Origin of the sequence: Draconibacterium sediminis (assembly GCF_000949475.1) — a bacterium.
GTDB classification, from domain to species: Bacteria; Bacteroidota; Bacteroidia; order Bacteroidales; family Prolixibacteraceae; genus Draconibacterium; species Draconibacterium sediminis.
Genome location: NZ_JRHC01000001.1, coordinates 2,106,961 through 2,119,622 on the forward strand (window position 1 = coordinate 2,106,961; position 12,662 = coordinate 2,119,622).

Sequence of the window (12,662 nt, forward strand, 5' to 3'; positions counted from 1 at the left end):
TTTAATACGTTTCAATAAGGTATTCTACCGATTCGGGGTTAAAGCGAGAGATCTCAACAAACGATGGTTTATCGGTTATTTTCACCCTCAGGCGGCTTTCGCTGTTACTAATCGATGCATAATCGACCACTGCCCGAAAATCGGTCTCCGAAATATTGTCGAATTCGCTCAAACCGACAAGGCAGTTAAGCGTAAGTTCCGAGGGGAAAAGTTTAATTCTCACATCGGCCGGTTTATTGATAACCTGTATGGGAAGGCGAACCTGTTTCTCGGTATATTTTTCCACCTCAATTTGTAACAACACTTCTGCCGGAACAACTGTGATGGTTTCAGGATGAATGAGTTTAGCGTTTCGGGTAATCGTTTTATCCACTTCTTCAAACGATTTTTTTGTTGTTGAAAGAAAACGAACCGTATCGACTACCGACGCCGGACCGGTAATATTAACTTCAGTGGGTTTTACCTGTACCTGATTTTTTAAATTAAACTGAGGTTTAAAGTCGATTGTAACATCGGCTTTAACGGGAACCGATTTTGTTTTTAAACTGTCGAGTACAATCCGGATGATGTCAGGATTAACCTGTTGAAGGCTTATTTCGCTGCTTATCTGGCTCGAAATGCGTCGGTTTAAAGTATTTGTCGGTACCAGGTAAGTACCATTCGCCGATTCCAGGTTTTGGGTAATATTCGTCAGGTTTAAAATAATTGGCGAATACGAAAAATTGAGTTTATGACGCAAAAGAGTAAAGCCGTGCGCATCAACTTTTAAATCGAGTTTTTCAGGTGGTTTGTTGGCTAAAAACTGGTGGTTGGGTGGACTTACATACCGAACTGGGTAAGCAATAGTTGTAGAGTAATCTTTCTCCAAAGCATTCAAAAACCACAAAACTGTAGCAATAAGCAAACAAATTAGATAAACAATCACTCGTTTATCGTTTTTAAGTTGCTCAATTTTTAAATAGCCCGTTATTTTCTCAATGTTCTTGTTCATTCCAGTAAAACAGCAAAATTAACGAAAAGTAGCAATTAATACCGATATGAAAAACGAAGCTTGCTAATTTCATGGTGCAAGCTTCGTTTTTTCCTGTGAAATGTTTATTTCAAACTTTAATTGTATGAATCGATGTTAAATTTCGGGAACGCTCGATACCAAAGGTGTAAAATTTGAGTCGTCGATTATCACCGTATTGCCTACCGATATATCGCGTGCCGAAAACAGTCCCAGAATTCGTTTTCCATCGCTCGATGTCAGGTTGCTGGGCACATTTGCAGGCGGTACACTAAACGGACCTCCGGCCCAGGCCTGGTCGCTCAGTCCCCAGTAAAATTCGTAAGCAGCCTCCGAAATGGAGAGTTGCTCCACAACTACTGTATCTCCCAAATGGAGTATTTTGTCTTCTTCTTCGTCTTCCCAGTCGAGGAGGACCAGCATGTCGTAAATGTAATTTCCATCTACCAGTTCATCGCTGGCAAAAGCCAGGTCTTCACCGTCATTAAGTAATTCGCCGTTTAGGTAAATATCCCATTTGTAATAATGTCCCAAACCGGGTGTTTCCTGCGAGTTGATATAAATTCCCAGGTATTCGTAATTGCCACGGTCGCTTAAATTTACTTTTACCGTATCAAGCGTTTCAACTTCCTGTAAATATTCTTCGCCGGTAATTACGGTTCCGTCCGGAGTGGTTATTGTTAAGGTATAAGTCCTGCCTGTAACGCCCGGATAATTAGTGCCGGCGGGCAGCATATAAATTCCTGTGGTTCCTTGCTCTTCGAGTGTTACGGTATTTGGCGAATCGGCATTGTCGCTTATTTGAACAACGGCATTACTGATTACCGGATTTTGTGCTGTTTGATTTACCGCAAGCGTACGTTCAAGTTTTACGTAAACATTGTTTTCTGCTTTGGTGCTAATATACGCTTCAACGGCTATCAGGTCAATATCTTCGTCGTTCAGTTCCACCTCAACCACATCTTCGCATGCGGTGAATGCAACGATGGCAAACAGAAGAATGATAATTCCTTTTATTATTTGTGCTGTTTTCATGACTTCTAGAATTTGAAATTATAAGTGATGGATGGGATAGGAGCTCCGATAATCGACAAACGGATAAATTCTGTTTGATTCGGATTGTCTTCGTTTGCCTCCGGAGTAATCGAATAAGCATTTCGTCGTCCGTAAACATTATACACCGACACGTTTATCGATTGTTTAAAACGGCGGTTCGCATTCTTTTTAAAGTCGTAGGTAAACGAAAGATCCAGGCGGTTGTAATCCGGAATCCGGTTGCTGTTGCGGGCCGAATATTCGTAAACCTGGTTGCCCTGAACATAGTATTTAGCCACCGGGTACGATGTTGGATTTCCGGTTGCATAAACAAAATTGGCTGCAAAGTTCCAGCGGTCGTTCAGTTGGTAACTCGATACCAGCGAAAGATCGTGTGTGCGATCGTACGACGATGGATACGGATTTCCGTTGTTAATACCCGGAATTTCGCGCTCGGTTTTCGACCAGGTGTAACCCACCCAACCGGTAAGTTTCCCTTTCGATTTTTTTACCAGTGCTTCCAGTCCTTTCGAGGTACCTGAGCCGTGCAGCAATTCGGTTTCAATAGCATCGTTCAAAAACAGTTCCGCTCCTTCAATGTAATCCAGAACATTATGCATGTCTTTGTAATAAACCTCAACAGATGTTTCATACATGTTTTGCTGGAAGTTTCGGAAATAGCCGAGCGATACCTGATCAACTTTCAGCGGTTTGATGTAAGTGCTCGATGGCAACCAAATATCAAGTGGTGTAGGTGATTGTGTATTCGAAATTAGGTGCAGGTTTTGCACCATTCTGTTATACGATCCTTTTACCGAACTATTCCGGTCGAGGGTGTATTTCATGCTAAAACGTGGCTCCAGATGAACAAAGGCATCGCCGATTTTATCGTTCTTTCCGTAGCTAATGGTTTCAATAATTTCATTCTTATCAGGATTTTCAGGATCTGCGTAAATATTAACTTCTCCTTTACCAACCTGCTGAAAATGACTTAAACGCACGCCGTATTGCATTGAAAAACGATCGGATAATTTCTGTTCGTTCGAAAGATACAACGCACTTTCAATGGCATTGTAGTGTGCCAGTTCCATGTCCGAAAACATGGAGTTATCGCCGTTGGTAGTAATCTTGCCCGGGCGGAATTCATGTCTGATGGTGTTCACTCCAAACTTAACGGTGTTTTGTGGATTTGCAAACCAGGTAAAATCCGCTTTTCCGTTGTAGTCTTTTATCCTTGACGACCAATCGAAGTTATCGGCATTATCTCCCGGAACTCCAAGTTTGTAGTCGTAGTTGGAAAAAATGGCCGAAATATTCATAAAAATCTTATCTCCGAAAATATGGTTCCAGCGGGCGGTGGCTGTGGCATTTCCCCAACGCATGTACATCGATTCGCCCAGCTCAAAAACATCTTCGCCCATATAACCGGAAAGGTAAATGCGGTTGTTGTTATTGATAACAAGATTTGATTTTCCGTTCAAATCGTAGAAATACATGGTGTTGTCTTCCAGCTCATCCAAACCGGCTGCTTTTCCCAGAATGTCGTAATAGGTGCGGCGTCCGGCCAGCAGAAAACTCCATTTGTCTTTTATAATCGGTCCTTCCAGAGTTAAGCGGCTCGACAGGTTTCCAATTCCACCATCGAATCCAAACTGTTTGGAATTACCGTCTTTTTGTCGGATATCGATTACCGAAGAAGCTTTTCCGCCATACTCGGCCGGAATTCCACTTTTGTACACCTGAATATCTTTAATGGCATTTGAGTTAAACACCGAAAAGAAACCCATAAGGTGCGAGGCGTTGTATACCGGTGCTTCGTCCAGAATCATCAGGTTTTCATCGGGGCCACCACCTCGAACGTATAAACCCGAGCTGGCTTCGCCGCCGCTCTGAATTCCGGGCAACAGCTGAATGGTGCGGATAATATCCACTTCGCCCATAAATGCCGGAAGCTTTTGAATGGTTTTTACCGGAAGTTTTTCCATTCCCATTTCAATACGTTCCACATTGGCATTGGCAGCTTCGCCGCTTACAATAATCTCTTCCATTACTTCGGTATTTTCCTGTAACGAAAGCGAAATGTTAGTACTTTCCCGGGCATCAATTTTCTGTTTTACGGTTTTGTAACCGATAAACGAAACCTGAAGCGTGTAGCTTCCTTCGGGAATGGTGAGCGAGTAAAATCCGTAGGCATTTGATGCGGTGCCCTGTTTCAGTTCTTCAACATAAACCGTAGCACCAATTAGCGCTTCTCCGTTGGAAGCGTCTCTGAGGTACCCACTTAAGGTAATGTTCTGTGCTTGTACTACAACTCCAATAGAAAGGAGAAGGAGTAACATCATTGTTTTCATCATTTTTTGGCTTTTGTTTCTAATTGTTTTTTGTTTTGGATGTTTGGCTGAACATCCACATTGTTTTCTAGCTCCAACAAAAGTAATACATCATATAAATGTGTTTTTAAAAATCCGACCAATTACCGATTTTAGTCGACAAATGATACGAATCCATATTTTTGTCGGTTCTGTAGTTAGTGACAACAAAAAATGATGAGGGTTACAGTTTTAGGAATTTTTTTTGAAATCAGTGCTGAATAGAAATCTTTTGAGAATGCTGATATGAGCCTGCGCTAACGGTTACAATATACATTCCGTTCGTCAGGTCCAGAACCGGAATACGATCGTTGCTGTAGGTGGTTTTATAAACCTTTTTCAGCTGACCTATTGTATTATAAATTTGAATGGTTAACTGCTGATCAAATTGTTGTTCGGGATTGAAAAACTGGAACGATTCAGAAGCGGGACTTGGAAAAATATAGGCCGATTGTGAAGAAAGATGGCTGGTGTTATCGCGCCAGTCGCGAATGCCGTTTTGATTTGAATCGCCGGGAGTAGTGCTACTGGCCGTTGAGTTTTGCCAGCTCGAACCTTTCACTACAATGTCAAAAAGATCGTCAAGTCCATCGTTATCCTGATCCGAAAGAAGGAGTTGAATTCCGGCCTTGCTTAGGTCTCCCAAGTCGTATGATTCAAACAAATCAGAACTTCCATCATCATCCGAATCAGTATCAAGCATATCGGGTATTCCATCGCGGTCGGTGTCTACCGGATTATAGCATGTGCCGCCCATTTCTGGTTCGTATGCATCATCCCATCCGTTTTGGTTGGCATCAATATTTGAGGGCTGAATGTAATTGCGCTCTTGTTGCCATTCAATATTATCGGTAATGCCATCGTTATCGCTGTCGATATCAAAATTGTTCGGAACACCATCATTGTCGGTATCCAATCCTATTCCATCCAAATAATCGGGTAGGCCATCGTTATCGTTATCCAGGTCAGCGTAATTCGGTATGTCATCCAGATCGGCGTTTTCTATGATTTGAATAAATACTCGGGCTTGAGCACTGTATTCATTTTCGGTAATTTCTTTAATGTAATAGTCGAAACTAATTGTTCCTTCACATTTATCCGGTACCTCCAACTTGAAATGCCCGTTTTTTTCCATTGACAGCTTACCCTCTTTTGGAGAAGCTGCAAATAAAATTTCGATCCTGTCTCCGTTGGGATCATAATCGTTCCCAAGTACATCTCCGTAAAATATAAGATTGTATTGGGCGGTTAAAAGAAAAGTATCGTTTTCAGCTATGGGAGGAACGTTCAAACCGTCATCATTGTTGGTAAGATTCGATGCTCCTTGTGTTGTATATAAACTACAAATAAAGAAAACCAGAAGCACGCCTGCGTTCCATATCTTGGCTCGTATTTTCAAAACGGGTTTGTATTATTCAAATTTACGCAGATAATGAGGGCTTTAGCGAATAATATTTGCTGAAATGGTGGGGTGAAAAGATTGTTTTTAAAAGGCGTTTTACTTAGTGGGACTAAGTTTTATTGTGTTGTGTGTAAGGTATTTGCGCGTAAAACATCTGTTTTGCTTAGTGTTGGCTAAGGAATTGAGAAATGCAGGATGTGATTGTTTTATTTTTGTTGTGATGAATTTCGCACAATCAGTTCTGTTTCCATCATTATCGTTTCGTAGTTTTTGGGTTTTGTTTTGCTGCCAATTTGTTTAATGAGCAGCTCGGCTGCCTTTTGACCCATTTCAAAACCGGGCTGTTTTATTGTAGATATTGAAGGTGTTACCAATTCGCTAAACGGCTCGTTACTAAAACCTACAATCGCAATATCTTCAGGCACCTTAATGCCTTTTTCGTTTAAATGAATGATAGCACTCAAAGCGGTGGTGTCGTTGGCACAAAAAATGGCGTCGGGTCGTTCTTTTGTTTTCAGAATCTTTTTAATGGCATTTAGTCCGTCTTCGCGGGTAAGGCTGTTATGCAAAATCTGATTTTCGTTAATTTGCAATCCGGCATCACTAATTGCCTTCCGGTAACCGGCTTCGCGTTTTGCGTAGATTTGCAGGTTCAGTGGCCCTCCAATATGTGCAACTTTTTTTCGTCCCTGCTCTATAAGGTGCTGCGTGGCCCGGTAGGCACCGCCAAAATCATCGACAACAATTTTATGCGCCGGAATTTCGTCCACAATCCGATCGAAAAATACCAGCGGAATATTTCTTTCCGAAAAAAGTTTCAGGTGATCGTACGACTGAGTTTCCATACCTATCGATAAAATCAAACCATCAACACGGTTTGCAAAAAGAGTGTGGGCAATGGTACTTTCTTTCTCCAGATTATCGTTTGACTGTGAAATGGTAACAGCAAATCCTTGTTTGTAGGCCACATCTTCAATTCCGGAAATTACCGATGAAAAGAAATGACGGTTGATCAGCGGAACAATAACTCCGATGGTATTGGTGCGCCGGGTACGCAAATTAGCCGCCATTACATTAGGCCGATAACCCATTTCTATTGCCGCTTTTTTAATCTTCTGTCGTGTTGCTTCACTAATCAAAGGATTGTCTTTTAAAGCACGCGAAACTGTGGAAGCCGAAATATTCAGCTTTTTGGCTATATCGTGAATTGTAATTTCCGGTTTTTGCGCCATTTGTTGTCTTATTTACGGCAAAGTTAAGAATATTTTTTAATCAATGCAATCGATTGCATTTCTGTTTCTTTCTTCTTACATTTGCACAACTAAATGGTTTAAGAATTAAAAAATAAATACAATGGCAACAATTTATGAAAGAAGGTATGCTTATCATCCTGAGGATTTTAAGAAATACGATACAGAAAAAATAAGAAAAGAATTTTTGGTGGAAAACCTGATGGAAGAAGGTAATGTTCGTATGGTGTATTCATCGATTGAGCGTTACATTGTTGGTGGTGCTGTTCCTGTAAAAGACGAACTTCCTTTAGAAACCATCGACCCCTTGAAAGCTGCCTATTTTTGCGAACGTCGCGAAGTGGGAGTAATGAATGTTGGTGGCACCGGAACCGTAGTAGTTGACGGTATAGCGTATAAAATGAATTACAAAGACGCCTTATATATTGGACGTGGCAGTAAGGAAGTCATCTTTAAATCAGACGATACAGCTAAACCTGCTCACTTTTATTTTAACTCGGCACCGGCACACAAAGAATATCCAACCAAGCAGGTAACGTTGGCCGATGCCAATGTGCTGCACCTGGGAAGCCTGGAAACATCGAACGAAAGAAATATTAACCAGCTGATGATTAATACGGTTGTTGATACCTGTCAGCTGCAAATGGGAATGACTGAATTAAAACCGGGTAGTGTTTGGAACACCATGCCGGCACATCAGCACTCCCGTCGTAATGAGGTATATTTTTATTTTGAAGTACCCGAAAATCAGGCAATATGCCATTTTATGGGTGAGCCACAGGAAACACGTCATATCTGGATGAAAAACGAACAAGCTGTTATTTCTCCTGAGTGGTCGATTCACTCAGCTGCCGGAACTTCAAACTACGTTTTTATATGGGGAATGGCGGGCGAAAATCTCGATTACACCGATATGGATGTTATTCAACCACAAGAATTGAGATAAGACACAACAAGCAATCATAAAAAAATATTAATTGAAATGATACAAGAATTATTCAGCCTAAACGGAAAAGTAGCACTAATAACCGGTGGAACTCACGGTATTGGAATGGCAATTGGAAAAACGTTGGGTCAGGCCGGTGCAAAAATCTGTGTTAACGATATTTCTGATGAAAAACTGGAAGAATGTAAGGCAGAATATGCCAAAGCGGGTGTTGATGTATACACTTTAAAATTTGATGTTACCAACGAAGAAGCTGTTGATAAAGGAATTTCTCAAATTGAAGAAGAGGTAGGCGATGTGGATATTTTGATCAACAATGCCGGAATCATCAAACGTATTCCAATTCTGGATATGCCGGTTGCTGATTATAAACAGGTTATTGATATTGACCTTGTTGCTCCTTTGATTCTTGCCAAACGAGTTGCGCCAAAAATGATCGAAAAACGTGCGGGAAAAATCATCAACATGTGCTCGATGATGAGCGTTTACGGACGTAACTCAGTGTCGGCTTATGCATCGGCAAAAGGAGGCTTAAAACTGCTAACCGCAAATATGTGCTGCGAGTGGGCAAAATACAATGTACAGATTAACGGAATCGGTCCGGGGTATATTGCAACGGCTCAAACAGCGCCAATTCGCGAAGGAGGCCATCCGTTTAACGATTTGGTGATGATGCGTACACCGGCTAACCGCTGGGGAGAACCTGAAGATATTGGAAATGCTGCGTTGTTTTTAGCCTCAAAAGCGGCTGATTTTGTAAACGGTCAGGTGCTTTATGTTGACGGTGGTATTTTGGCCAATTTTGGCTACGTAAAAGGCGAAAACGATATATAATAATAAACAAGAAGAATGTGTGTTAGAAACAAAGTTGCGGAATGGTTGCTTGTTTCTGATACACTTTTTCTAATCAATAAATCTGGACCTACTATGAAGAACATTTTCCCATTTGGTATTTTATCTCTGATGCTGTTTGCCGCGTGTACACAGCAAGCTGCAATTACTCTGGAAAATCCACTGGCGGAAGAACGAACTGATGAAGTGATTGTATTTTCACGCGAAGAAATTGCCGCTAAAATAACTTTGCAGGAAGGCAAACTACCGGTTTTTAAAAACGGCGAAAAAACTATTCCCAGCCAGGTTGATGATTTAGACGGTGATGGAGCCTGGGACGAAGTGGTTCTGTTGGTAGATATGAAAGCCAGCGAAACTATTGAGGCAACAATCGAATTGGTTGCGGAATCGGATTATCCAAAAGTTGAAAAACGTACTAACTTACGTTTAGGAATTGCACAGGTTGACGGAACCTACAAAGAGGTAGATAAGTATAAAGCAATTCCGGTTAGCGAGCCTTTTAAAATTATTGCACAGGGAGAAGGTGTGACCTGGGAGAATGAGAAGATCGCTTTCAGGGTTTATTTCGATTGCCGGAATGTAAAAGACCTGTTTGGAAAACGCAAACCGGTAATGGTGGCCGACGATGTTCATACTGCTGCCATACACGATTACCATGTTTTGAACGACTGGGGAATGGATGTGCTACATTGCGGTAGCTCGCTGGGATCGGGTGGCATTGCATTATTGAGAAATGACTCACTGATTCGGCTGGGATCGACTGATGTGTATGAATATCAGAAAATTGTTGAAGGCCCGATTCGTTCGGTTTTTGATTTGAAATATTCGGGTTGGGATGTTGATGGTGAAGAGATGGAAGCTGTGGAGCGCATTACCATTTATCCCGGGAAATACTGGTTTGAGTCGGATGTAACGGTTTACGGATGTTCAGAAAACGATCAGATTGTAACAGGAATTGTTACCTCGCAATTAAAAAAGGAACCGTTCCGGTTCGATGCAGCCGGTTTTACCTGTATCGGCACGCACGATGTACAGTCGTTGAATAACGATGAGTTGGGAATGGCAGTAATTGTACCTAAAACCGAAGCCGGTAAAATAGGAAGAACTACCAATATCAACTGGTTTAAAGAAGGTGTTAAAACGGTGCCGGAGAAAAATTTTAGCCATGTGATTTCGGAAACGTATTACATCGGTCAAAAATGTAAAGATGCCCAAGCTGCCAAACATTATTTTTTCTCGGTTTGGGGATTGGACAAAGACCAGTGGAAAACGGAAGATGGTTTCAGGGAATACATTACTGCTGAGGCTAAAAAGCTTTCGTCGCCTATTCAAAAGCTGTAGTTATTTTAAGTGAAATAATATTTTTTGCACCGTCTTTTAAGGCGGTGGTTTAAAAATTTCCGAACCAAGCAGATTTAATAGGATTTTTGTAAAATTAAGTTTACAAAAATCCTATTAAATCTTAAATGAGTGGATCTCTTTTACCACCGCTCTAAAGAACGGTGCAAAAGTTAGTCATCTGCTGAATTTTTTACTTCAAGAAGTTCAACGTTCCCCCTTTTTGCAAATCCTCGTGGTTTATTTTCGTGGCACTTTCTTTTCCGTTTAATTTAACGGAAGTGAATAGGTTTGACGATGTTGCTCCTTCGGCATTTAAAACAAACTTGCCTCCCGGGTAATAATTCTTATCCAGGTTAAGTGTAACCTTCTCAAATATTGGCGACGACAGTTGATATTCGTTGCTTCCCGGGCACATCGGATAAAAACCCATAGCCCCAAAAACATACCATGCTGAAAGTTGTCCGGCATCGTCGTTTCCTGACAGTCCGCCACGTCCTAATCCATATTCTGTGCGAAGAATATATTTTACCGTTTTTTGTGTTTTGTCCCACTCGTTGGTGAAATTAAAAAGGAAAGGAATATGATGACTGGGCTCGTTGCCATGCCAGTACAATTTTTCATCGATTAGGTTGTTCAGTTTTTCGCTAAACGCCTCTTCTCCACCTATCAATCCGATCAATCCTTCAACATCGTGCGGAACAAACCAGGTGTAATGTTTGGGCGTACCTTCTGTTATAAAAAATTGCTCTGTGTTGGCATTAAAGTCTTCATAAAACCGGCCATCGGCATATTTGCCGTTCACCCAACCCTGGCTTTCATCAAAAACGTTTGAATAGTTATACGAACGGGTAAGCAGGTCATTATAATCGTCGGTTTTTTCTAATTTCTGTGCAAGTTGAGCTACGCACCAATCGTTGTAGGCATATTCCATTGTTCGCGAAACCTGCTCGTTCTTATGAAATGCATCGGCAACTGCATCATCGAGCGGAACATATCCAAACTCGATGTACGAAGTTAATGCACGGCGTCCTTTTCCGTCTTTGTAAACTTCTTCCTCAGGTGTTTCGTAGGCATTCTTTCGCATAAATTGATAGGCCTTTTCTAAGTCAAAATCAAAGCCTTTCATTGCGGCATCACAAAGTATAGATGTGCTGTGGTCGCCAATCATTGCCGAGGTGTAATTGTTCCACATCGGGAAAATAGGAAGCCAGTCACCATCTTCAGCCATTACAACAAGTGATTTTACCATGTCGTTGTATTCTTTCGGGGCAATAAGACTTAATAATGGCATTTGTGCCCGAAAGATATCCCAGTTCGAGAAATCGCCATAATAATCAAAATCGCTGTTGTTCCTGGTTTCATATTGTTTCGAAAATGCCGGGTAGTCGCCGTTTACATCGCTCATTAAACGCGGATGAAACAATGAGTGGTAAATAGCGGTGTAAAATTTAGTAAGTTCCTCCTTATTTTCCGATTCCACATCAACGCGCCCAAGATAATCGTTCCAGGTATTCTCCAATTTTTGTTTGGTGGCATCAAAATCCCAGTCGGCAATTTCTGTTTCCAGGTTTTTACGCGCATTTTCGATACTGGTAAACGAGGTACCCACTTTTAGTTTTACCGGCGCATTTCCCTCAAGGTTGAATGTTACATAGGCCCCGATTTTTTGCTGATCCTTGCGTTCTGTCGTCTCATGTTCATATTCAAAATCGCCCCATGTTCCGTATTTAACAATCTCCTGATCGAATTTAGCCACAAAATAACCCGATATGCCAGCCGGTTTGTTTTGCCCGCTATAGATGCGGTAGACCGGATTATAACCATATACTTCCTGTTTTTCCAAATCGATTTTTATATATCCTTTACCTTCATCGCTGTTAATGTCGAACATGATAGTTGGATTTTTCTCTTCCAACCACGAGAAACGAAAAAAGCCACATCGTTTTGTGCCGGTCATTTCCGACAATATTGTTTTTGCCGGAAACAGAAACGAAGCATAAGCCGGCGACATATCTTCTGTTTTCATTAAGCACAAGGTTTGGCGCTGCACCGGTTGAAAGCTAAAACCGGTATTTAACACGGTGGGGTAAATGGTAAAAGAACCATAATCCTGTGTGCACGAACCGCTAAGCCAGTGGCTGGCCCTAAAACCTTGAATCATAGTTTGACCGGTGTAAAAAGGCGCAATACACTTTTGTTCGTTATCGTAAATTTGTGGTGTCCATTGTGTCATTCCGAACGGAGCTGTAACGGCAGGAATTGTTTGTCCGTTACTCACATGGTCGCCGGGATGATCTTTCGCAGCTAATGTTGATGCAGGCCCGGTTCCAATAAGCGGATCGACATAACTGATGTAATTTTTTTCGGTTTTGTGCGTGCAGGAAAACAATAGTATAAGTACAAGCAGATACCAGTTCTTCATATTAGTTCGATTTAGTTAGGAATGGCAAAATTAAAA

At 41.5% G+C, this 12,662-nt stretch carries 9 protein-coding genes; 3 read left to right on the forward strand and 6 right to left on the reverse strand.

From position 1 onward, the window contains the following. Position 1 precedes the first annotated feature (1 nt). The 5 genes from LH29_RS08200 to LH29_RS08220 all read right to left on the reverse strand — a co-directional run bounded on the left by LH29_RS08200 (position 2) and on the right by LH29_RS08220 (position 7,047). On the reverse strand, positions 2 to 991 hold the full coding sequence (locus LH29_RS08200; RefSeq protein WP_045027595.1) for a CdaR family protein: 990 nt from the start codon (positions 989 to 991) through the stop codon (positions 2 to 4). Between the two features lie 135 nt (positions 992 to 1,126). Continuing rightward, entirely contained in the window at positions 1,127 to 2,044 is a 918-nt protein-coding gene (locus tag LH29_RS08205; RefSeq protein ID WP_045027596.1) for a DUF4249 domain-containing protein, read from the reverse strand. Positions 2,045 to 2,049: 5 nt separating this feature from the next. Then, the gene (locus LH29_RS08210; RefSeq protein WP_198152377.1) at positions 2,050 to 4,398 is read right to left on the reverse strand and encodes a TonB-dependent receptor; all 2,349 of its coding nucleotides are present in this window, start codon (positions 4,396 to 4,398) and stop codon (positions 2,050 to 2,052) included. 226 nt (positions 4,399 to 4,624) lie between these two features. Then, positions 4,625 to 5,812, reverse strand: coding sequence for a T9SS type A sorting domain-containing protein (locus tag LH29_RS23725; RefSeq protein WP_157493618.1), 1,188 nt, complete (start codon positions 5,810 to 5,812; stop codon positions 4,625 to 4,627). A gap of 209 nt (positions 5,813 to 6,021) precedes the next feature. Continuing rightward, on the reverse strand, positions 6,022 to 7,047 hold the full coding sequence (locus LH29_RS08220; protein ID WP_045027597.1) for a LacI family DNA-binding transcriptional regulator: 1,026 nt from the start codon (positions 7,045 to 7,047) through the stop codon (positions 6,022 to 6,024). 121 nt (positions 7,048 to 7,168) lie between these two features. Between LH29_RS08220 and kduI the strand changes: the two genes are divergently transcribed. The 3 genes from kduI to LH29_RS08235 all read left to right on the forward strand — a co-directional run bounded on the left by kduI (position 7,169) and on the right by LH29_RS08235 (position 10,204). Further along, complete coding sequence (kduI, locus tag LH29_RS08225) at positions 7,169 to 8,011, forward strand: 5-dehydro-4-deoxy-D-glucuronate isomerase (protein ID WP_045027600.1); 843 nt, start codon at positions 7,169 to 7,171, stop codon at positions 8,009 to 8,011. Between the two features lie 36 nt (positions 8,012 to 8,047). After that, positions 8,048 to 8,845, forward strand: coding sequence for a gluconate 5-dehydrogenase (locus LH29_RS08230; RefSeq protein WP_045027602.1), 798 nt, complete (start codon positions 8,048 to 8,050; stop codon positions 8,843 to 8,845). A gap of 93 nt (positions 8,846 to 8,938) precedes the next feature. Beyond that, positions 8,939 to 10,204, forward strand: coding sequence for a DUF4861 domain-containing protein (locus LH29_RS08235; RefSeq protein ID WP_045027605.1), 1,266 nt, complete (start codon positions 8,939 to 8,941; stop codon positions 10,202 to 10,204). A 190-nt stretch (positions 10,205 to 10,394) separates the two neighbouring features. On the opposite strand, the gene LH29_RS08240 is transcribed toward LH29_RS08235, so the two are convergent. Continuing rightward, positions 10,395 to 12,626, reverse strand: a complete 2,232-nt coding sequence (locus LH29_RS08240) for a GH92 family glycosyl hydrolase (protein ID WP_045027608.1) — start codon at positions 12,624 to 12,626, stop codon at positions 10,395 to 10,397. Between the last annotated feature and the right edge of the window lie 36 nt (positions 12,627 to 12,662).

Bases quoted from the DNA above. Each gene is read 5' to 3' on its own strand.
- LH29_RS08200 (WP_045027595.1), bottom strand. From the start codon at position 991: ATGAACAAGAACATTGAGAAAATAACGGGCTATTTAAAAATTGAGCAA.
- LH29_RS08205 (WP_045027596.1), bottom strand. From the start codon at position 2,044: ATGAAAACAGCACAAATAATAAAAGGAATTATCATTCTTCTGTTTGCC.
- LH29_RS08210 (WP_198152377.1), bottom strand. From the start codon at position 4,398: ATGATGAAAACAATGATGTTACTCCTTCTCCTTTCTATTGGAGTTGTA.
- LH29_RS08220 (WP_045027597.1), bottom strand. From the start codon at position 7,047: ATGGCGCAAAAACCGGAAATTACAATTCACGATATAGCCAAAAAGCTG.
- kduI (WP_045027600.1), top strand. From the start codon at position 7,169: ATGGCAACAATTTATGAAAGAAGGTATGCTTATCATCCTGAGGATTTT.
- LH29_RS08230 (WP_045027602.1), top strand. From the start codon at position 8,048: ATGATACAAGAATTATTCAGCCTAAACGGAAAAGTAGCACTAATAACC.
- LH29_RS08235 (WP_045027605.1), top strand. From the start codon at position 8,939: ATGAAGAACATTTTCCCATTTGGTATTTTATCTCTGATGCTGTTTGCC.
- LH29_RS08240 (WP_045027608.1), bottom strand. From the start codon at position 12,626: ATGAAGAACTGGTATCTGCTTGTACTTATACTATTGTTTTCCTGCACG.